Here is a 24,030-nt window from a genome sequence, read left to right on the forward strand (position 1 = left end):
CCTTTAAAAAATACACAGAGGTTTACTCACCTCTGTGCCTGATCTAACCTTTTTTATTCTAGCATCGCAGCTTACACTTGTGGTTCATCTGAATACACACGTTTTTCTTTAAAGGTCTTAATAACACCTTTCTTCTTCAATTCCTTATGCTTCCACTCTACCCAAAGCTGAGCAGCGATAAAAATAGAAGAGTAAGTTCCAACGATCAAACCAACTAATAATGCAATTGAAAACGGTCGAATCGCCTCGCTTCCAAAGATCAGCAGCGAAAGAACAGTGATCGCAACCATTAAAACGGTGTTAACAGAACGCCCCAATGTTTGTCGTAAACTTGTATTGACGACATCAACGATATCCTCATATGTCTTCAAATACCTTCTTCTTTGCATATTTTCACGCATGCGGTCAAAGGTGACAATTGTATCGTTAATTGAATAGCCGACAACCGTTAAAAGCGCTGCAATAAACGTGATATCTACTTCCAGACCCGTAACACTAAAGAATGGAATGACAAAAAATGTTGCATATAAAAGCGCGATGACGGCTGAAACAGCCATTCGAAGTTCAAAGCGGAAGGTGACAAAAATAATCAATCCTACAACAGAAATAAGCAATGCGGTCAAAGCATTTTTGGCCAGCTCTTTACCAACAGTCGGCGTCACACTGCTGACATTTGGCTCTGCCCCTAATTCCTTGCTAAAGTGGCTCTTTAACGTTGCGATTTCTGATTTTGAAAGGATTCCTTTATATCTTGCAACCGCTAAATTGCTTTCTTCTCCTGAAATGACGATATCATCTGTCGGCAGTTCAATTTCTTCAAGCTCAGCTGCAACCAACTCCGTATTTAGAGGTTTATCAGAAAGCAGCTCCACTCTTGTCCCGCTTGTAAAGTCAATGCCTAGATTCAAACGAAGCACGAATAGGCATATGATCCCTAACAGCAGGATGATTCCTGAAAAAGCAAAGAACTTTTTACGATGCTTTACAAAATCAAAACGATCAAATTTAGTAGGAAGATCAAGAGTATCAAAGTTTTCGGATATATCATGTATTTCTTTTTGCTTAACCCCAAACCAACCAGGTTTTTTATTGAAAATTCTACTATTCACCCATAGGCCAAGCAACCATCTTGACAGATAGACGTTGGTCAAAAAGCTTCCGAGTATCCCAATGATTAAGCTTGTCGCAAACCCTTTTACCGAACTTGTCCCATAAAAGAAAAGAACAGCAGAAGCTAAAAGCGTTGTTAAGTTTGCATCGGTAACGGCAGAAAACGAGCTTTGATTCCCCGCTTTAAACGCAGCTTGCATTGATTTGCCAACTTTAATTTCCTCTCTTATTCGTTCATATGTGATGATATTAGCATCTACCGCCATACCAACACCTAAAATAAGCGCTGCAATACCAGGCAGTGTTAAAACGACGTTCATCCAATCAAAAACGAGAACAGTCAAATAACTGTAAATGGTCAAGGTGATCGTGGCAATAAAGCCGGGAAAACGATAGTAAAAAATCATAAAGAGATAAACTGCCAGTACGCCAATAATACCTGCAAATACTGTTTTATCCATTGCTTGTTCACCAAATGAAGCACCTACTGAAGTGGAATAGATTTCATCAAGTTTAACAGGCAGCGCACCAGCATTTAAAATGTCTGCTAAATTTTTTGCTTCGTCTATCGTAAAATCCCCTACAATGGATACCGTATTTTGATTAAAAACCTGGTTTACAACTGGTGCTGAAATGTATTTTGGTTCCGGCTTCGCACTTTCTTTAGCAAAAGAGTCCTTGCCTTCTTCGAAGTCCAGCCAAATTACTAAAACGTTGTTTGGAGTGAGATCAACAATTTGCTGGGTTACATCACGAAATTTATCAGCACTTTTTAATTTTATTGAAACACTTGGCTTACCATTCTCATCAAAGGTTTGTTCTGCTCCTCCTTCGGCAAGATCAGAACCATCCATCATGAGACGATCATTTGCATCACGAAAAGACAGGTTTGCTTCTGTTGATAAAATCTCTCTTGCCTCATTTTGATCCTCAACACCTGCTAATTGAACCCGAATGCGATTTTCACCTTCAATTTGGATATTAGGCTCACTCACACCTAAAATGTTTACCCGTTTATCTAAAGCTTCTGCAGTTGCTGCAAGTGCTTTTTGGTCAATCACCTGTCCTTCTTTTGCAGGTTTCACCTCATAGAGAATTTCAAAACCACCCTGCAGATCAAGGCCTAATTTAATATTGTTTAAGATGTCCTTAGAAGTCGCCAGCATGATGCTTGAAAAAACGACAAGAAATATAAAAAATGCGACGATGCGATTTTTTTTAACCATTGTTTAAAATCTCCTACCTTCATTATGATAAATCATTACCTTCAAATATTGATAATCAATAGTTAGCTGAGATAATTTGATTGGTATTTCTTCACAATGAGAAAGGACTTATCATGAGGAAAATAGTCGATTAAGTTATGTAAGATTTGATCCATTCCTATTAGATGTATAGCGACGTTTTTTTCATTACTATGAAATGCAGTCAACATCTTTGTCACTTTCATTTCTTTAAACACCGCTAATTTGGAAGCTTCTATCTCCAGTTCAGAAATAATAGAAAGAAATTCTTTTTCCAAATCATCATCAGTCAAATGGCCCTTTATCTGAAGAACAGGTGAAATAAACACATAAATAATTATGATGAAAGAAATAGATAATTTCAGCATGTGATTCCACCTTTCCAACGTTTACTTAACCTCCATTATTATACTATAAATAGCGCAAGACAGATAATAGCATTTCCATTCATTATGTATTATTTGCAAAACTGTAGCAAGAATTGACAAAGAATAAGTATATAATGACTTTTCATATGTATAAAAAAGAAGCCATTCACCTTGAGTAAATAAGGCGAATGGCTTCTCTATTAATTACTTTGTAAATGCTTCTGTTAATACAGGAACAATTTGTTTTTTACGTGAAACAACACCTTTTAGTAGGGCTTGGTTGTTGTCAAGCTCAACATTAAATGCTTGCTCTACTTTGCTTGCTTCGTTACCGATGGCTACAGCAACAGAATCATTTGTTAAAATATCTGTTACAACGAATAGGAATAAATCTAATCCCTTTTCAGCGACAACATTGGAAAGAGCTGCTTCAATTTCAGCTTTATTTACAAGCACATCATTTGTATCAACAGCATTAACCTGTGCGATTTCCACTTTGCTTGAGCCCATTTGGAATTCTTTTGCATCAAGCGAGATTAACTGCTCAACTGTTTTATCGCTTAGATCAGCACCAGCTTTTAGCATATCTAATCCATATGTATTTGCATCAACTCCAGCGATTTCAGCTAATTCTTTTGCTGCGTCAACATCTTGCTGTGTGCATGTTGGTGATTTAAATAGTAAAGAATCAGAAATAATCGCTGATAGCATTAATCCAGCTGTTTCCTTTTCAATTTGTACGCCATGCTCTTTATACAGTTTGTTAAGAATGGTTGCTGTACATCCAACAGGCTCAGCACGGTAATATAGCGGATCGCTAGTCTCGAAATTTGCGATTCTGTGGTGGTCGATTACCTCTAGTACTCGTACCTCTGTAATATCATCCGCACTTTGTTGACGCTCGTTATGGTCAACTAAAATAACTTCGCTTGCTTCACCGGCTACTTTTTCTACTAAACGTGGTGCATCTTTTTTAAAGTAGTTAAGCGCATATTGTGTTTCACCGTTAATTTCACCTAAGCGAACAGCCTCAGCGTTTTGTCCGATTTTATTTTTCAGCTCAGCATACGCAATCGCAGAACAGATTGTATCTGTATCCGGATTTTTATGACCAAAAACAAGTACTTTTTCCATAAGAAAGCTCCTTTACACAATAAAATATATTCTATCATATCATATTTTCATCTATTAAAATAACCATCAAATTTGAAAATTATCAAATAATAATCCCAATTTTATCGGATTACACGGCATTGAAGGAGCATTAGTTTTTATTTATAAGCCGCAATGACTCTTCCATTTCCGCTAGCACCTCTTTGATGATTTTTTCAGCTGGCTTATCCTCCTTTAGCAATCTCGTTCCCTGCCCAGACCATAATGACATATAGTTAGGATTATTCTGTGCTGCAGCGGCCTTTCGGATGTCTGCTGTTAATGTATTTTGACTTGGAAAAGGTAAAGGCGAAACACCTGTCTTTTCAAATTCCGTTATAAACTCATTTTGAATCCCTCTGGCAGGACGTCCTGAAAAGCTTTTTGTTAGCACTGTGCTTTCTTCCGTGCTACTAGATAATGCTTGTTTATAGCTGTGATGAATCCCAGATTCTTTGCTTGTTAAAAATTGTGTACCCATTTGTATTCCTTGTGCACCTAAAACAAACGCTGCGAGCATTCCTCTTCCATCCATAATCCCGCCTGCAGCAACGACTGGCACTCTCACATGATCAACCACTTGAGGAATAAGCGAAAATGTTCCGATATTCGCTCCATTTGGATGCTCGTGGATATCAAAGGTGCTTCGATGTCCGCCTGCATCACTTCCTTGTGCAACAATAACATCGGCTCCAGCCTCTTCAGCCATGATCGCCTCACGAACCGTTGTTACCATAGTAATCACTTTTATCCCTTTTCTTTTCACTTGCTCCATTTTTTCTTCCGATAGCAGACCAAATGCAGTACTTATGATCGGCACATTTTCATCGATCACGGCCTGAAATTGTTCCTCAAAATCATCTGCTGTCTTGACTGTTCCTTCTCCTTCCGGAATTCCTAATTTGTTGCGAAAACAGTTTAGGACTGATTGGACCTCTGTGAAATTTTTATCATCATCCTTCATTGAGGTACAAAACAAATTAACAGCAAAGGGACGAGCTGTCCGATCTTTTATTTTCTTAACGGCTTCCCTTATCATTTCAGGCTTCATGTATGCAGCACCTAATGTACCAAGGGCTCCAGCTTCAGATACATTCACTACTAAATCAACGGTCGTTGCACCGCCAGCCATCCCTGCTTGAATAATCGGATGTGTAATACCTAACACTTTACATAGACTTGATTGCATGGCTTGCCTCCTTAAATGATCCTCTCTATAGAATTCTATCTTTTTAAATCATTTCCTTTTTCCCTTTCCATAGAGACAGGCTGACCCAATTTAAGTCAGCCTTTTTCCGTAATTCATATAATAGTTTATTTTACTGCTGCACCGACAGATGTTTCATAACTCGATGTACTTGCTTCCGGTTCATTAATTGCTACTTCTATATACCCATTTGGATCAAACTCATTTTCTGACTTCGCAACAACTACTGTTGCAACTCCGTTGCCGATTAAATTCGTAATGGCACGGGCTTCTGACATAAAGCGGTCCACACCTAGCAGAAGCGCCATTCCTTCAACTGGAATCATCGGAAACGCCGCTAATGTTGCCGCCAATGTAATAAATCCTGAGCCGGTTACCCCTGCAGCACCCTTTGATGTCAGCATTAGAACACCTAATAATGTTGCAAGCTGCCAGATTGATAGATCAACTCCATAGGCTTGGGCAATGAAAATGGCCGCCATCGACAGATAAATCGACGTTCCATCCAGATTAAAGGAATAGCCTGTTGGCACAACAAGACCTACTACCGATTTAGAACACCCGTATTTTTCAAGCTTTTCCATCATTTTTGGAAGAGCAGATTCAGAAGATGAAGTACCTAAAACAAGCAAAATTTCCTCTTTAATATATTTGATGAAGCTAAAAATATTAAATTGATAAAATTTTGCTATCGCACCAAGAACAAGGACGACAAAGAAAAACATCGTGATATACACAGAGCCCATTAATTTACCTAAATTTACGAGGGATCCAAGACCAAAGTTCCCAATTGTGTACACCATGGCACCAAAAGCTGCAATTGGTGAAATTTTCATGATCATATTAACAATTGCAAAGAAAATATCTGTTAATTTTTCAAATAACGTGATAACCGGTGATGCTTTTTCGCCTAATGATGCCGTTGCAATTCCGAATAATACCGCAAAGAATAGAATTGGTAATAATTCACCTCCTGCCATGGCTGCAACCGCATTTTCAGGAACAATACTCATGATAAAATCCATCATTCCATGACTTGATTCTTCAGCTTGTTGTGTGTACTGCGAGACATCCGCCCCTTCTGCCCCATTTGTATTAAAGCCATTGCCCGGCTGAATAATCGTAACAACTAAAATACCGATGGCTAAAGCAAAAGTCGTCACAATTTCAAAATAAAGTAAGGCTTTCCCGCCTATTCGGCCAACCTTCTTTAAATCTCCCATGCTGCCAATTCCAATGACAATCGTAAAAAAGATAATTGGTGCGATCACCATCTTAATGAGCTTAATAAAAATGTCAGCTAATACCTTTAACTGTGCTCCAAACTCCGGGAAAACAAAGCCGATTGTAATCCCAAGGATAATCCCGATAATCACCTGGACTGTTAAATTTCTAAAGTTTACTTTCATTCATCATTCACCCCTTATTGATACCGCTTTCACTTCTTGATTTTTATAATAACTGATAATTTTGAAACTTTATATTTATGGTTTTAATGGTCTTTTTGTTCTTTTTGGTCTTTATTTAGAGTTAGGAATTCCTTTTAAAATAAAAAAGAGCAGACCCAATAATAGGTTTGCTCTAATCAGCATATTTTTCATTACTAGAAAATAAAATTACTAGGTAACGATCACCACTCAGCAATACTGCCATCAGCATGTCTCCAAATTGGATTTCTCCAATTATGACCGATTTCTGCCATCTTTCTTACATAATCTTCATTGATTTCAATTCCTAACCCAGGTCCATCCGGGATGTTTACGTACCCGTTTTCATATTGGAACACGCTGTGATCAACAATGTAATCTAATAAATCATTCCCTTGGTTATAATGAATGCCAAGACTCTGTTCTTGGATAAAGGCATTGTGGCATGAAGCATCTACTTGGAGACAGGAAGCTAATGCAATGGGCCCTAACGGACAGTGTGGAGCTGCCGCAACATCAAACGCCTCAGCCATTGAAATGATTTTTTTGCATTCCGTAATCCCGCCTGCATGGGATAAATCCGGCTGAATAATGTCAACATATCCATCCATTAAAAGGTTTTTAAAATCCCATTTTGAAAACATTCTTTCACCTGTTGCAATAGGAGTGGTGACAAGATTGGCAATTTCACGCAGCGCCTCATTATTTTCCGGTAAAACAGGCTCTTCAATAAACATGGGACGGAAAGGTTCAAGCTCTTTTGCTAAAATTTTTGCCATTGGTTTATGTACCCGGCCGTGGAAATCAATTCCGATTCCTATATAAGGACCTACCGCCTCTCTAACCGCTGCAATTCGTTCAATCACCTGATCAATTTTTTCATGGGAATCTACATATTGAAGCTCTTCTGTCCCATTCATTTTTACAGCTGTAAAGCCTTGGTCCACAACCGCTTTTGCTGCATTTCCAACATCAGCAGGACGGTCCCCGCCAATCCATGAATAAACCTTGATCGATTCTCTTGCCTTACCTCCTAACAGCTGATGCACTGGTGCGTTATAGTATTTTCCTTTGATATCCCATAGCGCTTGGTCAATACCGGAAATGGCACTCATTAAAATAGGGTCGCCTCGGTAAAAACCAGCCCGATACATCACATTCCAATGATCTTCAATCGTAAGCGGGTCCTTATCCATAAGATATTCCATTAATTCTTCCACAGCCGTCTTAACTGTCGCAGCTCTGCCCTCAATGACTGGTTCACCCCAGCCGGTAATCCCTTCGTCTGTTTCAATTTTTAAAAATAACCAACGTGGCGGTACTTGGAATAATTCATAATTTGTAATTTTCATCAATAACACTCTCCTCTTTAATTGTCAGATGTTACAGCGACTACAAATTGTCTTGCTTTTTCTGCTATTTTTTCGAGATATTCAGCTGTTATCTTTTGCTTCGTATTCACAAGCGCGCTGCCGATTCCACAGCCAACTGCACCTGCTTTCAAATAGTCCTTAATATTGTTTACATCAACACCGCCTGTTGGAAGTAGCGGTATTTGCGGGAGAGGTCCGCGGATATCCTTTATATAACTTGGTCCTAATGTTGCAGGGAATACTTTAATAAGATCTCCGCCATTTTCATAGGCTGCTAGAATTTCAGTTGGCGTAAAGGCACCTGGAATGCTTACTGCTCCATATCTTTTGGTCATGTTTATGGTTTCAAGATGAATAGTAGGAGACAAGATGAACTCGGCACCTGCTAAAATGGCAGCTCTGGCCGTTTCAGCGTCTAACACGGTACCTGCACCAACCAGAACCTGATTTCCAAGCTCAGCTTTTACTGCTTCTATACCAGCTAATGCTTTTGGAGAATTCATTGTGATTTCGATCATGTTTACTCCGCCTTCATGCAATGCTTTCGCAATCGATACAACATCTTCAGGGTTTGCTCCGCGGATAATAGCAATCAGTTTGTTTTCAAGAATGCTAGACAGTGTATTCATTAACATGCTGTTCCACCTTTATTTTTCACCTGGATACATCTTCTTTTCCTGATAGATTTAAAAGCGCTTCCAATTAATCTATTAAGTATGAGGAGAAAACTTCCATGTTTCTCCTCCATTTCTGCTTTATGAATATCCAATGCTTTCGGAAATGTTCTTTGCTGTTTGCAGGAGCTTTTCGACGATAAAATCCTTCCTGTTGATCATTCTTTCTTTTGGCCCGGCAACACTAATCGCAGCTTGGATTGTTCGATCTGCGCCAAAAATGGGGGCTGCCAGACAATATAGACCTTCCTCATTTTCCTCATCATCAATAGAATATCCCCATTCAGCAAACTGTTTTAATTTCTGTTCAAACTCCTGGCGATTCGTAATTGTATTATTTGTAATCGGAGTAAGTTCAGTTTTGTCTAAAATAGCGTTTTTTTCATGTTCAGGCAAGAATGCAAGAAAAACCTTTCCTAATCCTGTGCAATACAACGGTTTGCGATAACCTGGCTGAGCTGTTGTTCGTATCGAACGGTTATTGTCTATTTTGGCAATATATACTAACTGCCCCTCAGATAAAACAGCCATGAATACCGTTTCTTGTACATCTTCCATTAACTTTTTCAGAAACGGTGTTCCTTGGGATGAAATATCAAGCGACTCCATTGCGAGCGTTCCCATTTGAATCAACTTTGGCCCTAATCGATATCGTTTATGAGAGTCCTGGTTTAAGTATCCTTCCTGATAGAGAGTACCAATAAGATTAGACGTACTGCTTTGTGGAAATGAAAGCTTTCCACTGATTTCTTTAATCGTTAAACCTTCTGTGTGATGAGCCAATAGCTCGAATACTCTTAAAACCCGTTCAGCAGATTTTACTGACATGTTATTACCTCCAAAATCACATATGAGATTAATTATCATATATGTGATTTATTAATTTTATCCTAACATGTCTTTCTACTAAATAACAATGATTTTATTTTTAGATAAAAAAAAAGAGGATAAAATAATCCTCCATCCTCGCTCCATAAAGGAGCTGCCTAAAAAGTAGCAACTTAACAATAATCACTATTTTGAGCAGCGATTGCATCTGCTGTTCGAATAGAAAGGGCAACAGTTGTTAATGTGGGATTAACTGCACCAGCAGTTGGAAGAACACTGGTGTCAGCTATATATAGACCGCTAGTGCTGTGAATTCGACCATATGGATCTGTAGCAGATGTTAAAGGATCCACACCCATTCTACAGGTACAAGAATGATGAAATGGTCTGCCTGGGGGGCTTAAGCAAAGATTAAACATACCGTTTTTTAAGGTTAATTTCGTTCCTAGGGCTGTACTGACATTCATAAGAGCTGTTGACATTTGATGGATAACAAGTTGATCATAGTCACTAAACGAAAACTGTACGTTTATTTTCGGAACACCATACTTATCTTTGTGATACAGATCTAGGGTTACTTTGTTTTCAAAACGGGACTTCACCATACCAAAAGCACTTAAGTCAATATCCAACTCCTGCTCTATTAGAGCATTTTTATTTTGGTTCCATACGTTACTTGCTATCTGGATCTGATAATTCCTATCAGGCCCAGAGGGAATGAGTATACCTAACGCCCCTAATAATTCAGGAAAAACAGTACGACTAATGATAGCAGAAGTTCTCGAGATCGTATGATTTGTCAGATAATGACCAATAGCGTCACCGGGAATGTTTGAATGGAGAAGAAGTCTAGGTGTTTCAAGTGCACTAGCTGAAACCACTATATTTTTTGCACTTATTCTATATGATGTTTTATCAGGTGCCATTACCTCAACGCCTGTAATAGCATTATTTTTGCTATAAAGACGGGTAGCACGTGCATTGACTGCTAAATCAAAAGGCCTGAATTGCAGTGCTTTACCGAGAAATTCAATGGAGCTAAATATTGCATTTGATTGTAAGAAACCAAACTGAGTTGCTTGGAGATTCATCGCCATTGGCATGGGGATCGCAAAAGGTAGTCCATTTTTTCTAAGTCTTTCTAGAAGGATTGTTGTAAAAGGAGATTCTTGAAAGTAATTTTGTGTAATGTTCATTGCCTCTTCAGCAATATTATAATACACTTCCATCTCATGAAGCGGGATCGGCCAATGTTTGAGTTCAGAAACAGGCATACGCGGACAAACCGCTCCCCAAAATATTGTTTGTCCCCCAAGAATCTTAATGAGAATTGCCCCCCTATATTGAGGAAGCCGCTCACCAATCTTTTCTGAAATTTTAGGATTAACGATATATCTACTTATTGTCTCGCTATTCATAGTCATGATGTTAGCTGAATGTGTCGGCAACAGAGCGTCTCCTGCCTCAATCATCCCAATACGCTTCCCTTTATTTTCCCACTGCTGGCAGAGCCTCCAGAGCAGTGCTCCGCCTCCTGCACCGCTTCCAATAATTAATACATCATACTCCTTTTTTTCCATTGCATGTAAAGGGACAGTTGGAATCCACTCTTCCATATAATCATTTGGGAATTCTGATGGACAAAAAGGAATCCAGAACTTTGACAAAGCTCCTCCCCCCTTATAAATTTATTTTTCCGCAAATTCCTTTATATGTAGATTCGAGATGCATGTTAGCTATCCATTATCAGCATTGCCATTCAATTACCTTTTACGTGCAGCCCAGATCATGCCATTTCTCATAATACGTAAAACCTGAGGCATGCATACAATATCTAATGTATGTCCCAATGAATTATAAAATACCCGTCCTTTACCGTAATATTTCGTCCATACGACTGGCATCATCACATTCCTAAAACAAGTTGCAGCCACCACGTGAATTGCAGGATCAATCAGCATATAGTACTTTTCTGTAGTTACCGTAAAATCCTGTATACCTCTAGTTATTGGATGACATTTATCTAATATAAAGACTTTATATGTTGTATTAACCCCTCCTGGATGTGACAAAAACTGACCGCCTATTAAACTATGATAGTTTATTTCTGATCGAAAAGCTCCTACGGATGCATGTATTCCAACAAACCCCGCTCCAGAATGAACGAGAGATAGTAACGCATTTAATTGCTTTTGTGAAATTTCTCCTCTCGTCCATATGAGGACAATTAAGTCGACATCCTTTTGGGTTTCAGCCATTATAAAACTGTCTAAAGTAGTAGAAATTTGAACGAAAAAAAATTCTTCTCTTAACAATCCACTCAAAATATCAGCAATTTCTTTTGGATGATGTTCTGGAGCTCCGCCATATACAATTAGTGCTTTTTTCAACCCTTTATTTGTCCTTACATCATACTTTAAAGATGCATGTTTCATATCTCCCACTCCATATTCTCGCTTTATATAACTTATTTGCTCATTTTGCGATTATTCCAAAAGCCATCATTCATCCCTAAAAGTTTTAAAGGGTTATAGAAATATAAGTAATTGTTGAGCATCATTCATATTTCAAATAATAATAAAAGAAGACACAGATTACTGCGTCTCCAGTTGCTTCCTTCTTTGCTCAATAAAATCCTTCACAAATTTTTCATTCACCTGATTATAAAGCGTTTGATATACAGGCATCAGCTTGTTTAACCAAGCTTCCCTTTCTTCATTTGTTAAATAATGAATTTGAATCGAGGAATCTTTGTCGATCACTTTTAGCTGCTGTTTGTTCATTTTCATGGATTCGTTGATCATCCAGGTAGTTGCCTCCTCCATAGCTTCTGTTAAGCTTGTTTGCACATCTTTAGGTAAGCTATTCCAAAACTCCTTGTTCATTAAAACAACATACCCTAAAAATCCATGATTGCTGATTGTCATATAGTTTTGAAGCTCATATAATCTTCGAGAATAAATATTGGAAATGGTGTTTTCCTGTCCTTCAAACCTATTCGCTTCAAGAGAAACATACACTTGATCAAACGGCAGCGGAATTGGCACTGCTTCTAATCGCCTAAACTGCTCTGCAATGATGTCACTCGGCATGATTCGGAAGCGCTGACCAATAAAATCCTCAGGCTTCTTTAGCGCCTTTACGCTGCTTGTCATCTGTTTCAGTCCATTGCTCCACAACGCCATTCCTTTGATGTTTTCATCTTCATGGAGCTTTAAAAAATTTTGGCCAATTTCACTCGTAAAGACAGCTGTGACATCCTCATTTGTTTGAAACAAGAAAGGCAGGTCGAATAATCCCCATTCTAGTGCTAATTTTGTCATTTTTGATACGGATGGGGCGATCATCTGGACGTCGTTTTTCATTAATGCATCCAATTCCTCTTCATCTGTAAATAATGTCCCATTAGGAACAACCTCAACATTGACTAATCCATCTGTTTTTTCAGAGGCTAATTGAGCAAACTTCTGTGCTGCTAGTCCCTTTGGTGTATTTTCCGCAACCACATGACTAAACCGAATCGTAATTTGTTCAGACAAGCCTTTTTGTTCGTCATCGTAACTAATGTTTTCATGACTAAATAACTCAAAGGGATAGAATAGGAAACATAGTATCACGATGATGACAAGAATACTTGAGGCGATTAAATACTTCATTTTTTAACATCTACTCCCATTCTTCATCCTGATCATTGTAACATGTGTGATTTTCCATGGTAAAATAAGTTCATCCTCTTTGGAAAGAAAGGAACTCTCAGGATGCATTACGTTTCCATCAAAACAAAAATTATGGGGCTCACCTTTTTTATCGTTAGTTTTTCCTTGTTGCTTGCCGGTATCGTGATTATTGGCAATTTTATTGATTCCCGCGAGGATGATTTAAAGCAGCGCGCCCTGCTGACAGCCCGTACTGTTGCCGAGGTCCCGGAGATCAGCACTAGTATAACAGGTACGAAAGATGAACGGAACACGATTAATAGCAGAGTCGAAAGCTTAAGAATCATCCATGATGCTGATTATATTGTTGTTATGGATATGAACCATATTCGGCTGTCCCATCCTGTTCCCAGCCTGATTGGCAAAAGGTCTCAAGGTAATGATGAGAGGCCAGCCTTCGCTGAGCTTACCTATACAACGAAAGCAAAAGGAGATGCCGGAACCGTTATTCGCGGATTTGTTCCGATTATGAATAAAGACCATCATCAAGTCGGTGTCGTTGTTGTTGGCTACATCCTTCCGACATTTTTAGAAATGATCTGGAATGTCCGTTTTGAAATCCTCTTAACAGGAGGGATCTCCCTTTTATTCGGCGGCTGGGGTGCATGGCTTTTAGCTTTGCGAATCAAAAAAGAAATGTTTAATCTTGAGCCACATGAAATTGCTCAATTAGTGATCGAGAGAACAGAAACCTTTAATGCGATGCATGAAGGTATTATTGCGATTGATACAAATGAAACGATTACGATCTTTAATGACAAAGCGAAAAGCATGATGGGCATTACAGGTGACGTTATTGGTCGCAACATTAATTCCATTATACCTGATACAAGACTACCAGAAATTCTCGAGCTGCAAAAACCGCTCTACAATAAAGAGTTAACCGTTCGCAATCTAAATATTGTCTCAAACCGTATCCCGATAAAAGTGGAGGGAAAAACCGTTGGAGCTGTCGCGATTTTTCAGGATCGGACAGAAGTGAAAAAGCTCGCCGAAGAATTAACAGGGGTAAAAGCGTTTGTAAGCGCTTTGCGCGTTCAAAATCATGAACATATGAATAAGCTTCATACAATAGCGGGTTTGCTCCAGCTTGGCCATAAAGCGAGAGCGTTAGAGTATGTGTTTCAAATAACCGAGGAACACGAAGAGCTAACACGTTTTTTATCCAAAAACATTCATAGCGAGAGTCTATCAGGCCTCCTATTAAGCAAAGTGAGCCGCGGGAAGGAGCTTGGCATTACCGTTCATATTGACCGTCACAGCAGATTGACTTCATTCCCCCCTCCCCTTGATGATCATGACTTTGTCGTCATCCTTGGAAATCTGATTGAGAACGCTTTTGACGCCTTTAAAGACTGCAACGGAAAAGAAAAAGAAATATATGTAAGTATAGAACAGCATGAAAAGCTTTTATCCATCCTTGTTGAGGACAATGGAAAAGGAATACCAAAGGAAGCAGAAGCTTTCATTTTTCAAGAAGGCTTCTCTACAAAAGATGGCTCCAACAGAGGGATCGGTTTGTTTTTAGTAAAAGAGATTGTTACGAAAGCAAATGGCACGATCAAAGTTGAATCCACATCCGAACAAGGTACCTCCTTTACCATCACCTTTAATCTGTAAAGTTATGGAGGAATTTTTCTATGAAGAGTACATCTACACGTGTCTTACTGATTGAGGATGATCCGATGGTTCAAGAAATCAACAAACAATTTGTTGAACAGGTAGAAGGCTTCACGGTTATTGGTTTAGTGTCAAATGGAAAGGAAGGAATCGAGTTTATTAAAAAGGAAAAGCCTGATTTAGCTTTAGTTGACATTTATATGCCTAATCAGGATGGGCTAACAACAATCAAGCAAATTCGTTCCGAAGGGCTAAATACCGATGTGATTGCAATCACAGCTGCCAGTGATATAGACACGGTAAGACAGGTGCTTCAGCACGGAGCAATTGACTACATTATGAAGCCTTTTAAATCTGAACGCATCAGACAAGCCCTGACAAATTACCGAAACTACCATTTAAAGTTTAAGGAAAAGGACGCAATTACTCAGCAGGAATTGGATTTACTCCGATTTCAAGCATCTAAAACCGAACAAAAGGAGCTTCCTAAAGGTCTAAACGCTCTTACACTGGAAAAAATAAGTGATTATTTAAAAAAGCAAAGTCAAGCCGTTTCCGCGGAAGAGGTGGCAGAAGGGATCGGCATCGCCCGTGTTACGGCGAGAAGATATCTTGAATATATGGAGCAAACGGGAACTGTACAAATCCATATCGAATATGGGGGAATTGGGAGGCCGATCAATCGCTATCGTTTCCTAAAATAGTCAGGGTCTGACTCAAAATCGAGAGTCAGACCCTTCTATTAAAAGTGCGTTTATCCTTTTGAAAAATGAATCGTTACCCATTCATTCGTTTGTGCTTTTTCTTTAATAGAAAACCCGGCGGCTTCAAATACAGCAATCAATTGATCAATATGCCATTCAACCAAACCTGAGATGATAAAATCATTGCTGTGTTTTAAAAGGTCATGTCTTTCTAAGATGCTCATCGTTTCATTTGCCCCAATATTGATTAAAATCAAATCATATTGATCATCAATTGTATAATCACCTGTAATCAAATCAGCCTGCACAACCTCAAGTCTATTCGTCAGCTGATTTAGCTCAGCATTATGATAAAGCTCCCTTGCAACCTCCTCATAATCAACGGCAACAACTTTTTCAGCCCCTTTTAGGGAAGCGGCAATCGTCAGCATTCCTGAACCAGTGCCTAAGTCTAGAACGCTTTTTCCTGTTAAATCCTTATCCATAATCATTCTCAAACAGCCTTGGGTCGTTTCATGAAGGCCTGTTCCAAATGCAGCCAATGGATCAAATTTCAACACATGCTGATCATCATATTGTGCCTTTGAATTTGGATACATGATAACCCAGCCATTCCCTAGATCGATATCTTCAAATTCATAAGTCTCTTCCCAGTCTGTTTCTTCACGGGAAATATAGCTTATACCGTTTCTTGAAATAGACAATGTTTCTTCTAAAAGGGCAAAATATGCTTCTGGTAAATGTTCGACCTCTGCATCACTTGCGTAAATTTTTAAATCAACCTTCTCGTTTTCTTTTTCTTCATAGCCATAGCCATTCTGGACTTTAATGATTTCAATGGGTGATTCATAATAAAGATTATAGATTCCCGCTGCATTCAGCAGTTCCGTGTATTCATCAATCCGCTTAAACGGTACATGTAAAGTAAATTCGTATAACATCGATCGATTCCTCTCTGTTTGGATCAAACTAGTTTGATGGACAGCAATTATCCCTTCACAGTGTAATATATTTCGATTTAGGATAGCAAATAGTTTTTCATAGTTGATTCTGAGAAAAGGGGGGTTTTTGTTTAGATCCGTCGGAATTTTTTCACATTAAAATAGAGAAGGACAATAAATAGTTATCCATTTATCGACCTTCTCTATTCCCCATCAAGAGGTTAATTATAAACTATTTCTCTTTATTTTAGAATCTCTTCAATTCTTGAAATGACTTCCTCCGTTAATGTCACTTCAACCCCTTTAACATTTTCAAGGATTTGCTCAGGCTTTGTTGCCCCAACCAATGTACTGGCAACACCCGGCTGGCGTAAAATCCAGGCAATTGCTAATTGTGATAAGCTAATATCAAGCTCTTTTGCAATTCCGCCTAATTTTTCCACCTTTAACAAGGTTTCATCTGTTAAAAGTTTTCCCATATGCATGTTTGCCTTCGAATCTGTAGCACGGCTTCCTTCTGGTGCACGATTGCTTAAGCTGTATTTTCCTGTTAGAACCCCTTGGGCTAATGGCGAAAACACAATCTGACTAATGCCATGCTGTTCACATACCGGTAGGACTTCTTTTTCAATATAGCGCTGTAACATACTATAGTTTGGTTGATTGACAACAATACGGTTTAATAAAAACTTATCAGCTGTGCCTACCGCTTCTTGGATTTGCTGCGCTGTCCATTCACTTACCCCAGCATACAAAATTTTCCCTTGACGAATTAAATCATCAATAGTTCTTAATGTTTCATCAACAGGTGTTTCCGGATCATAACGATGGCAATAATAGATATCAACATAATCTGTTTTTAATCGCTTTAAACTCGCGTGAAGCTGTTCAAATACATGCTTTCTTGACAGCCCGCGATCATTTGGGCCATCTCCCATCGGCCAAAACACTTTTGTTGCCAGCACATATGAATCTCGTGCATATTTGCTAAGCGCTTCACCAACTACTTTTTCAGATTCGCCTCTTGCATACACATTTGCTGTATCAAAAGAATTTATCCCCAAATCGTAAGCGGTCTCAATTGTTTGGATAGCCTTATCCTTTTCGGTCGATGCACCAAATGTTAACCAGCTTCCCAAGCTTACCTCACTTACTTTTAATCCGGATCTTCCTAAACGACGATATTTCATTCATCCCATCCTCCTCTTCATTTACAAACCAAAAATGGTTTCTTTTTGGTTCTCCCACTAAAATTATAAATTTTACGAATTTTGTGTACAAGTACTGAAATATTATTGATATACTAAAAATCTAGTAACCTACTATAAATTTTATAGTAACTACCTGAGGGGGATATGATGGAAAAATTAGAGGAAATACAGATTGAATGCTCAATCGAAAAAGCGCTTGAAATTATCGGTGGAAAATGGTCTTTCCTAGTTATTAAAGAACTTTTTGATGGAACGAAGCGATTTGGGGAATTGCAGCGTGCCATTCCAAAAATAAGTCCGAAAGCTTTAACAGATACTCTGCGCCATTTAGAAGCACATGAAGTATTAACACGCGAAACTTTTCCTACAGTCCCTGTGACGGTTGAATATACATTAACTGAAAAGGGTCATTCACTTAATAAAATGTTGAAGGAAATGAAAAAGTGGGGAGCGCAGTGGGGGAAATAAATGAGGGATGACATACGTCATCCCTCATTTATTTTATGATTGAAGCATTTTATAAACTTGCTCCACATCCTTGTCTCCTCTTCCGGACAGGTTAACAATAATCGCATCATCTTGATCAAGCTCTTTTGCCAGTTTTATAGCATAGGCAATAGCATGTGAGCTTTCAAGAGCCGGGATGATCCCTTCCACTTTAGAAAGAGTTTGGAACGCTTCTAATGCTTCTTGTCCGGTAACTGTTACATATTCAGCTCTGTTCGTTGTTTTTAAATAGCTGTGCTCAGGACCGATACCTGGATAGTCTAATCCAGCTGCAATCGAATAGGTTGGCTGAGGCTCACCGTTTTCGTCGAGCAATGTTAAACATTTAAAGCCGTGGATGACTGCTGGAGTTCCTTCGGTTAATGATGGAGCCTCTGCAGGTTCAACACCTATTAAACGAACCGATTTTTCGTCAATATAATGGGCAAACGCGCCAATTGCATTACTTCCCCCTCCGGCGCAGGCTACAACTGCCCTAGGAAGCTTGCCTTCTTTCTCGAGGATTTGTTTTTTGGATTCTTCGCTAATAATTGATTGGAAATGTTTCACCATTGTTGGGAATGGATGTGGTCCAACTGCGGAGCCCAACAAATAAAAGGTTGTTTTATAGTTTGCCACTAAATCATTTAATGCTTCATCAACCGCGTCCTTTAGCCTGCCTTGTCCTTTGTCAACAGGAACAACCTTTGCACCTAACAGCTCCATGCGGAACACATTTAATGCTTGTCTTTCTGTATCCAATTTTCCCATGTAGATCGTGCATTCCATACCGCCTACAATCGCACATGCTGTCGCAGTCGCAACCCCATGCTGGCCCGCCCCGGTCTCGGCAATGATGCGCGTTGCTCCCATACGCTTCGCTAATAATATTTGTCCAATCGCATTGTTAATTTTATGTGCTCCGGTATGGTTCAAATCCTCACGCTTTAGATAGATTTTTGCTCCACCGACCTGCCTTGTTAAGTTTTCAGCGTATGTCAGCGGATTTTCCCTACCGATATATTCCTTCATATAATAATTAAATTCCTTAATAAACTCCGGGTCATTCTTATATGTTTCAAAATTCTCATCTAATACATTCAGCACATTTTTTAAATCCTCAGGTACAAAACTTCCCCCAAATTCTCCAAAATAACCTTTTTCCATTGTTCGATTTTCCATCTCGCCACTCCTCTTCGTCGATTAAAAATGCAAATATTCAGAAATGATCGTCTTTTATGATTATACCATTTCTAAATCGACAAATGTCAGCAAATCTACTACTTTCTAATTTCGTTTAAGCACCAAAGCATTATTCCAAACAGCACGATATTCATCAAAATGACTAGATGAAAATACGAAATCTTTCTTTTCATTCAAATATCCACCTTTTCTTATAAGTACATCTATAAAGACGCTTTGCGCCGGGGAATAGTTCCATACTCTATAAAGAAAACTCACCGATTGGCGAGCCTGTATAGGCGAAGACAGAGGCGTAGTTCCCCTGATACTTCATACCTAAAATTGGCCGCTACGTTGAATAGTCTTCTACGCTGCCAATTTATGCTTTCTTAATGTATAAAAAAACAGACCCCCTGCGGAGTCCGTTTTTATGTCTTTACTTCTCTTCCTCTTCTTGACTTAAATAATTTTTCACCTTATATTCTTCTTTTTTCTCTTCCAACCATGTTGGATATTCAGTCTGCATTTTTTCATCAAATAAGATGTCTTTAATTTCTTCTTTGCTGTCCTCAAAGTTAGCTTCGGCTGCTTCCTGGATGTCTGTTACTTTAATAATATGATAACCATATTCTGATTTAACTGGTTCGCTGATTTCGTTCACCTTCATTGAAAAAGCTGCTTTTTCAAATTCAGCAACCATGCTGCCTTCACCGAAAAATCCTAAGTCACCGCCATTTTCTGCTGAGCCTGTATCTGTTGAATATTCTTTTGCAAGTTCAGCAAAATCTTCACCTGCGTCGATCTTTTCTTTGACCTCATTCGCTGTTTTCTCATCTTCTACTAAAATATGGCTTGCTTTTACTTGTTTTGTTTTGGCAAAGGATTCTTTGTTTTCATCGAAATATGTTTTCATTTCTTCTTCGGTAATTTCAATACTCGATTCTAATATTTTCTCAATTTGAAGATTTGTTTTCACATCTTCCTTTACATCTTCTTCCGTTAATCCGCTCGCAGTTAGCTGTTGGTTAAATGTTTCCTCACCGCCGTAGGAATCGATCAGCTCTTGAAGCTCTGCATCGACTTCTTTATCAGAAACAGAAACCTTTTCCTTTTTTGCTTCTTGCTCGATGATGCTTTTCGTAATCAGTGTATCGACTGCCGCTTCACCGTTTTGTTCAACAAAGAATGTATATAAATTGTCTTTTGTTATAGATTCATCCCCAACCTTTGCGACAACTTCGCCTCGTGTGGAAAGAAAAATAAATACTGCAGCTGCTGCTACTACAAGCACTGCCAAAATCGCAATTGTTTTTTTACTCGAAAATAGTTTCTCAATCATCATACGTCTCCTTAATCAAAATAATCTGCATATTAGCCTTCTTTTTATTGTAACGGAAAATTATTAATAAACTATGAACAAATGATGAAAAAATGAAAAAAGTTACTAGAATTGCTCCAGTAACCATTAATCATGAAATTGGCAGCTTAATCGTAAACTTCGTCCCTTTATTTTGATCGCTTGAAATAGAGATTCTCCCTTCATGCAGCTCGACAAGACGTTTAACAATCGAAAGGCCTAAGCCAAATTCGCCGAACTGGCTGCTGGTTCTTGATAAGTCCGCTTTATAAAATCTCTGCCAGATGGATTCAACCTCATGCTTATCTAAGCCTATTCCGGTATCTTCAATTTCAATGATTGTTTCATGACTTGTTTGGCTGCCGCGAAGCCAGACTGAGCCTTGATTTGTAAACTGAATGCTGTTCTTTGTAATGTTCATTAAGATCTGAATAAGCCGGTCATAGTCACCAAAGACGATACTCTTCTCATCAACGTCAATTTGCAGCTCAATTCCCTTTGCTTCCGCTTGATAGAGTAAATGATCCTTAATGACTTCCAGTACCTCTTTCAACTGGATCTTTTCTTTCAGCAGCTTCAGTTGATTTGAACGAATCCGTTCATAATCAAGATTTTCATTCACAAGACGAATTAACCGTTTTGTTTCCTGGCTTACAAGCTGAATGCCTTTTTCCTTTTCACTATCGGCAATCATATTGTTTTTAAGCCCTTCAATCACACCGCTAATCGTTGTCAGCGGTGTACGGAGCTCGTGGGAAACATCGGCAATAAATTGTCTTCGCCGTTTCTCCAGGCGATCGATTTCATCGTTTTGCGATTTTAATTGATCAATCATTTCATTAAAATCATTCGCCATTTCTGCTATTTCATCGAAGTTAGAAGCAGGAATATAGGCATCATAATCACCTTTGGCAATTTTTGAAGTGGCATTTCTTATTTTTTGGATCCGATTGACATGAATTTTTGAAAGAATCCAGCTTAACAGAAAGGACACTGATAACGCAATAACCACCGTGTAGAGCAAAAATTGATTCATTTCACTGATAATCTGACGGGAGCCGCTAACCGGGGAGATAAGCAATATTCCTCCGATCAGCCCTCCTCCGCCAATATATGGGATAGCGACTAACGAAACCTGTTGGTCGGCCCATTTAATATTATGCCTTGTTACAACTTTTTCACCATTAACAAGCTTGTTCCAATCTTCTTCTGTTATACGCGTTCTAGGCGAGCTCGGGGAAAGAGGATAAACAATTCTGCCTTGCTGATCAAAAATACTGAAAAAGATATTTTGTGAGCTTAAAACATTATTATATTGGGCTAAAACAAATTCCTGTCCGGTCTGGTTAAAATCATCAAGGATCTGTTCCCCAAACTCGGTTAGTTCTGATACTTTATTTTCGTACACCAAATTTTCAACATAGTGGGCAAACAGCAAACTTAAAATTAAAAAGGCAATGATCAATATACTGATATGACTTAAAAAAAGCTGATAAATATATTTAATCCTCATTCGCTTCTACCGATTCATCAAATTTATAGCCAACTCCCCATACGGTATGAAAAAATGGATGTGTTTCTGTCTCGATCTTCTTTCTCAATCGCTTAATATGGACATCAACCGTACGTTCATCGCCATAAAATTGATAACCCCAAACCCGTTCTAACAGCTGCTCTCTTGTGAATACTTGGCGGGGATGTTTTAGAAAATAATAAAGCAAATCAAACTCTTTTGGAGTAAGATTCGTGATTTTCCGCCCTTGCAAATAAACCTCACGTGTTGATTGGCTCATTTTAAAGTTTTCCGTTAGCAAAACATCTGAGCTGCTTACTTGCTGATCCTGTTCGGCTAGCTGATAGCGGCGCGTGACAGCCTTTATTCTTGCCATTAAGGCTAATGGGCTGAACGGTTTTGTCACATAATCATCTGCCCCCATTTCAAGTCCAAGCACTTGATCTGACTCACTATCTTTTGCTGTAAGCATGATGATGGGGATAGTGCTTTTTTCTTGCCTAATCTTTCTGCAGAGTGTGACACCATCCATTCCTGGAAGCATCCAGTCGAGAATTAATAAATCCCACTCATGCTTTTTATACTCCTCATAGCCCTTAAGTCCATCGTAAACAAATTTACCGGTTATTCCTTCTTTTGAAAAGAACATCTCAAGCATCGAACAAACACTTGGATTATCTTCAATCACTAAAACGTTCATTTTCCACCTGCCAGTTGTATCTAAAACCTAAATATAGTTCTACATTTATTCATTTTATCGTTTTCTCACCCGGTGTACAAATAATTCAAGATTGAACTTCTCCATTTAGCATGTAACGGCTTGTTGGGCGTAAAAAAAAGACCCCGAAACCGGAGTCTTTTATTAGAGCTGCCTATGCAGCGTTATTTCATTATTTTTGAACGTTTGCAGCTTGTGGTCCACGAGCGCCTTGCTCAACTTCAAAAGTAACTGTTTGGCCTTCTTCTAAAGTTTTGAAACCTTCACCTTGGATAGCAGAGAAGTGTACGAATACATCGTCTTGGCCTTCTACTTCGATAAATCCAAAACCTTTTTCTGAATTAAACCATTTTACTTTACCTTGTAACATTGTTTTTCCTCCTGTGTGGAATAATTAACCCACATTGTATTACTATTCTTGCTAGACAACGACCTTTCAAGAGGAAACTTTTAAAGCAACTTCCATCAATAATCCTTATCCGAACAAAAATAATTAATATTATTCTAACACTTTATTTCCCCAAAATCAAGGATCGAAACAGATATCTTTGATTGATTTACATAATTATTATAAAGGTGATCAGAATAATAAGAAAGTTTCCCCACTATCTTTATTGGAAAGGGAGGTTCTATGAATACACCTGACTTTGACGACGTGCAAAAGGTAAGGGAAAAGCTTCAAGAGACCAGCTTTGATCATTGGTTTCATGATGATGTTTTTGCATTAGCATGGTGGATCTTGCTTTTATCGACAATCCTTCCTTATATTCTATGGTGGAAAATTGTTGATAAAACCAATTTATTTGAAATTGTTGCATTCGGGTTGATATGTGCTGTTTTTGCTTCCTTTTTGGATTTAATTGGTGTATCGCTAGGTCTTTGGGGATATCCAGATAAATTAATCTCCATTATTCCTCCACTCATTCCAGCTGATTTAATCGTTATTCCAGTTGGCTCTATGATCGTCTATCAATACTCTTCTACTTGGTTTTCTTACATTTGGCGCTATGTCCTATTTGCATTTTTGCTAGCCTATGTCATAGAGCCTTTATTTACCCTCCTTGATATATACCAAAGCTACAAGTGGTGGAATCACACCTGTTCATTCATTGGATTGTTACTATTCGGAATCAGCATCAGGGCGTTTATTAGCTTTCTCAAAAAACATGATCGGTCTTAAAGGAAAGAGGCCGTCTCTA

The 24,030-nt window shown here is 38.6% G+C and carries 22 protein-coding genes; 4 read left to right on the forward strand and 18 right to left on the reverse strand.

Annotated elements, in window-relative coordinates; all coding sequences use genetic code 11:
• Positions 1-71: 71 nt before the first annotated feature.
• The 11 genes from secDF to ACSVDH_RS23065 all read right to left on the reverse strand — a co-directional run bounded on the left by secDF (position 72) and on the right by ACSVDH_RS23065 (position 13,039).
• On the reverse strand, positions 72-2,336 hold the full coding sequence (gene secDF / locus ACSVDH_RS23015) for a protein translocase subunit SecDF (RefSeq protein ID WP_439251705.1): 2,265 nt from the start codon (positions 2,334-2,336) through the stop codon (positions 72-74).
• Between the two features lie 62 nt (positions 2,337-2,398).
• Positions 2,399-2,722: a hypothetical protein gene (locus ACSVDH_RS23020; RefSeq protein WP_439251704.1), complete on the reverse strand. Its 324-nt coding sequence runs from the start codon at positions 2,720-2,722 to the stop codon at positions 2,399-2,401.
• A gap of 204 nt (positions 2,723-2,926) precedes the next feature.
• Entirely contained in the window at positions 2,927-3,856 is a 930-nt protein-coding gene (locus tag ACSVDH_RS23025) for a manganese-dependent inorganic pyrophosphatase (protein ID WP_439251703.1), read from the reverse strand.
• Positions 3,857-3,986: 130 nt separating this feature from the next.
• Positions 3,987-5,063 (reverse strand): NAD(P)H-dependent flavin oxidoreductase, encoded by a 1,077-nt coding sequence (locus tag ACSVDH_RS23030; protein ID WP_439251702.1) that lies wholly within the window; start codon positions 5,061-5,063, stop codon positions 3,987-3,989.
• Between the two features lie 125 nt (positions 5,064-5,188).
• Positions 5,189-6,490 (reverse strand): dicarboxylate/amino acid:cation symporter, encoded by a 1,302-nt coding sequence (locus tag ACSVDH_RS23035; protein ID WP_439251701.1) that lies wholly within the window; start codon positions 6,488-6,490, stop codon positions 5,189-5,191.
• A gap of 221 nt (positions 6,491-6,711) precedes the next feature.
• Positions 6,712-7,860 (reverse strand): galactonate dehydratase, encoded by a 1,149-nt coding sequence (gene dgoD / locus ACSVDH_RS23040; protein WP_439251700.1) that lies wholly within the window; start codon positions 7,858-7,860, stop codon positions 6,712-6,714.
• Between the two features lie 17 nt (positions 7,861-7,877).
• Positions 7,878-8,510 (reverse strand): bifunctional 4-hydroxy-2-oxoglutarate aldolase/2-dehydro-3-deoxy-phosphogluconate aldolase, encoded by a 633-nt coding sequence (locus ACSVDH_RS23045; RefSeq protein WP_439251875.1) that lies wholly within the window; start codon positions 8,508-8,510, stop codon positions 7,878-7,880.
• Positions 8,511-8,636: 126 nt separating this feature from the next.
• The gene (locus ACSVDH_RS23050) at positions 8,637-9,383 is read right to left on the reverse strand and encodes an IclR family transcriptional regulator (protein ID WP_439251698.1); all 747 of its coding nucleotides are present in this window, start codon (positions 9,381-9,383) and stop codon (positions 8,637-8,639) included.
• Between the two features lie 173 nt (positions 9,384-9,556).
• Entirely contained in the window at positions 9,557-11,050 is a 1,494-nt protein-coding gene (locus ACSVDH_RS23055) for a GMC oxidoreductase (protein WP_439251697.1), read from the reverse strand.
• 96 nt (positions 11,051-11,146) lie between these two features.
• Positions 11,147-11,818 (reverse strand): ThuA domain-containing protein, encoded by a 672-nt coding sequence (locus ACSVDH_RS23060; protein ID WP_439251696.1) that lies wholly within the window; start codon positions 11,816-11,818, stop codon positions 11,147-11,149.
• A gap of 159 nt (positions 11,819-11,977) precedes the next feature.
• Positions 11,978-13,039, reverse strand: a complete 1,062-nt coding sequence (locus ACSVDH_RS23065) for a DctP family TRAP transporter solute-binding subunit (RefSeq protein WP_439251695.1) — start codon at positions 13,037-13,039, stop codon at positions 11,978-11,980.
• Positions 13,040-13,141: 102 nt separating this feature from the next.
• Here ACSVDH_RS23065 and ACSVDH_RS23070 point away from each other — a divergent pair, with 102 nt between their 5' ends.
• Both ACSVDH_RS23070 and ACSVDH_RS23075 read left to right on the forward strand, forming a co-directional pair.
• Positions 13,142-14,719 carry an ATP-binding protein gene (locus ACSVDH_RS23070; protein ID WP_439251694.1) on the forward strand — a complete coding sequence of 526 codons (1,578 nt, stop codon included), beginning with the start codon at positions 13,142-13,144 and terminating at the stop codon, positions 14,717-14,719.
• A 20-nt stretch (positions 14,720-14,739) separates the two neighbouring features.
• Positions 14,740-15,423 (forward strand): response regulator, encoded by a 684-nt coding sequence (locus ACSVDH_RS23075; RefSeq protein ID WP_439251693.1) that lies wholly within the window; start codon positions 14,740-14,742, stop codon positions 15,421-15,423.
• Positions 15,424-15,473: 50 nt separating this feature from the next.
• Here ACSVDH_RS23075 and ACSVDH_RS23080 read toward each other — a convergent pair whose 3' ends face one another.
• Both ACSVDH_RS23080 and ACSVDH_RS23085 read right to left on the reverse strand, forming a co-directional pair.
• On the reverse strand, positions 15,474-16,364 hold the full coding sequence (locus tag ACSVDH_RS23080; protein ID WP_439251692.1) for a 50S ribosomal protein L11 methyltransferase: 891 nt from the start codon (positions 16,362-16,364) through the stop codon (positions 15,474-15,476).
• Positions 16,365-16,606: 242 nt separating this feature from the next.
• On the reverse strand, positions 16,607-17,554 hold the full coding sequence (locus ACSVDH_RS23085) for an aldo/keto reductase family protein (protein WP_439251691.1): 948 nt from the start codon (positions 17,552-17,554) through the stop codon (positions 16,607-16,609).
• A gap of 168 nt (positions 17,555-17,722) precedes the next feature.
• Between ACSVDH_RS23085 and ACSVDH_RS23090 the strand changes: the two genes are divergently transcribed.
• Positions 17,723-18,043 carry a winged helix-turn-helix transcriptional regulator gene (locus tag ACSVDH_RS23090; protein ID WP_299087266.1) on the forward strand — a complete coding sequence of 107 codons (321 nt, stop codon included), beginning with the start codon at positions 17,723-17,725 and terminating at the stop codon, positions 18,041-18,043.
• Between the two features lie 33 nt (positions 18,044-18,076).
• Here ACSVDH_RS23090 and trpB read toward each other — a convergent pair whose 3' ends face one another.
• The 5 genes from trpB to ACSVDH_RS23115 all read right to left on the reverse strand — a co-directional run bounded on the left by trpB (position 18,077) and on the right by ACSVDH_RS23115 (position 23,201).
• Positions 18,077-19,243, reverse strand: a complete 1,167-nt coding sequence (trpB, locus tag ACSVDH_RS23095; RefSeq protein WP_439251690.1) for a tryptophan synthase subunit beta — start codon at positions 19,241-19,243, stop codon at positions 18,077-18,079.
• 436 nt (positions 19,244-19,679) lie between these two features.
• The gene (locus ACSVDH_RS23100; protein ID WP_439251689.1) at positions 19,680-20,582 is read right to left on the reverse strand and encodes a peptidylprolyl isomerase; all 903 of its coding nucleotides are present in this window, start codon (positions 20,580-20,582) and stop codon (positions 19,680-19,682) included.
• A 130-nt stretch (positions 20,583-20,712) separates the two neighbouring features.
• Positions 20,713-22,113, reverse strand: coding sequence for a sensor histidine kinase (locus tag ACSVDH_RS23105; protein WP_439251688.1), 1,401 nt, complete (start codon positions 22,111-22,113; stop codon positions 20,713-20,715).
• Positions 22,103-22,813 carry a winged helix-turn-helix domain-containing protein gene (locus ACSVDH_RS23110; RefSeq protein ID WP_439251687.1) on the reverse strand — a complete coding sequence of 237 codons (711 nt, stop codon included), beginning with the start codon at positions 22,811-22,813 and terminating at the stop codon, positions 22,103-22,105. The genes ACSVDH_RS23105 and ACSVDH_RS23110 overlap by 11 nt, the downstream gene beginning before the upstream one ends.
• A 190-nt stretch (positions 22,814-23,003) precedes the next feature.
• Positions 23,004-23,201: a cold-shock protein gene (locus ACSVDH_RS23115; RefSeq protein ID WP_046587614.1), complete on the reverse strand. Its 198-nt coding sequence runs from the start codon at positions 23,199-23,201 to the stop codon at positions 23,004-23,006.
• A gap of 261 nt (positions 23,202-23,462) precedes the next feature.
• Here ACSVDH_RS23115 and ACSVDH_RS23120 point away from each other — a divergent pair, with 261 nt between their 5' ends.
• Positions 23,463-24,011: a CBO0543 family protein gene (locus ACSVDH_RS23120; protein ID WP_439251686.1), complete on the forward strand. Its 549-nt coding sequence runs from the start codon at positions 23,463-23,465 to the stop codon at positions 24,009-24,011.
• Positions 24,012-24,030: the final 19 nt, after the last annotated feature.

It is taken from the genome of Metabacillus sp. Hm71 (assembly GCF_051842955.2).
Lineage (GTDB): Bacteria > Bacillota > Bacilli > Bacillales > Bacillaceae > Metabacillus.

Excerpts from the sequence above, each read along its gene's own strand:
- secDF (WP_439251705.1), bottom strand. The coding sequence starts at position 2,336 with ATGGTTAAAAAAAATCGCATCGTCGCATTTTTTATATTTCTTGTCGTT.
- ACSVDH_RS23020 (WP_439251704.1), bottom strand. The coding sequence starts at position 2,722 with ATGCTGAAATTATCTATTTCTTTCATCATAATTATTTATGTGTTTATT.
- ACSVDH_RS23025 (WP_439251703.1), bottom strand. The coding sequence starts at position 3,856 with ATGGAAAAAGTACTTGTTTTTGGTCATAAAAATCCGGATACAGATACA.
- ACSVDH_RS23030 (WP_439251702.1), bottom strand. The coding sequence starts at position 5,063 with ATGCAATCAAGTCTATGTAAAGTGTTAGGTATTACACATCCGATTATT.
- ACSVDH_RS23035 (WP_439251701.1), bottom strand. The coding sequence starts at position 6,490 with ATGAAAGTAAACTTTAGAAATTTAACAGTCCAGGTGATTATCGGGATT.
- dgoD (WP_439251700.1), bottom strand. The coding sequence starts at position 7,860 with ATGAAAATTACAAATTATGAATTATTCCAAGTACCGCCACGTTGGTTA.
- ACSVDH_RS23045 (WP_439251875.1), bottom strand. The coding sequence starts at position 8,510 with ATGAATACACTGTCTAGCATTCTTGAAAACAAACTGATTGCTATTATC.
- ACSVDH_RS23050 (WP_439251698.1), bottom strand. The coding sequence starts at position 9,383 with ATGTCAGTAAAATCTGCTGAACGGGTTTTAAGAGTATTCGAGCTATTG.
- ACSVDH_RS23060 (WP_439251696.1), bottom strand. The coding sequence starts at position 11,818 with ATGAAACATGCATCTTTAAAGTATGATGTAAGGACAAATAAAGGGTTG.
- ACSVDH_RS23065 (WP_439251695.1), bottom strand. The coding sequence starts at position 13,039 with ATGAAGTATTTAATCGCCTCAAGTATTCTTGTCATCATCGTGATACTA.
- ACSVDH_RS23070 (WP_439251694.1), top strand. The coding sequence starts at position 13,142 with ATGCATTACGTTTCCATCAAAACAAAAATTATGGGGCTCACCTTTTTT.
- ACSVDH_RS23075 (WP_439251693.1), top strand. The coding sequence starts at position 14,740 with ATGAAGAGTACATCTACACGTGTCTTACTGATTGAGGATGATCCGATG.
- ACSVDH_RS23080 (WP_439251692.1), bottom strand. The coding sequence starts at position 16,364 with ATGTTATACGAATTTACTTTACATGTACCGTTTAAGCGGATTGATGAA.
- ACSVDH_RS23085 (WP_439251691.1), bottom strand. The coding sequence starts at position 17,554 with ATGAAATATCGTCGTTTAGGAAGATCCGGATTAAAAGTAAGTGAGGTA.
- ACSVDH_RS23090 (WP_299087266.1), top strand. The coding sequence starts at position 17,723 with ATGGAAAAATTAGAGGAAATACAGATTGAATGCTCAATCGAAAAAGCG.
- trpB (WP_439251690.1), bottom strand. The coding sequence starts at position 19,243 with ATGGAAAATCGAACAATGGAAAAAGGTTATTTTGGAGAATTTGGGGGA.
- ACSVDH_RS23100 (WP_439251689.1), bottom strand. The coding sequence starts at position 20,582 with ATGATTGAGAAACTATTTTCGAGTAAAAAAACAATTGCGATTTTGGCA.
- ACSVDH_RS23105 (WP_439251688.1), bottom strand. The coding sequence starts at position 22,113 with ATGAGGATTAAATATATTTATCAGCTTTTTTTAAGTCATATCAGTATA.
- ACSVDH_RS23110 (WP_439251687.1), bottom strand. The coding sequence starts at position 22,813 with ATGAACGTTTTAGTGATTGAAGATAATCCAAGTGTTTGTTCGATGCTT.
- ACSVDH_RS23115 (WP_046587614.1), bottom strand. The coding sequence starts at position 23,201 with ATGTTACAAGGTAAAGTAAAATGGTTTAATTCAGAAAAAGGTTTTGGA.
- ACSVDH_RS23120 (WP_439251686.1), top strand. The coding sequence starts at position 23,463 with ATGAATACACCTGACTTTGACGACGTGCAAAAGGTAAGGGAAAAGCTT.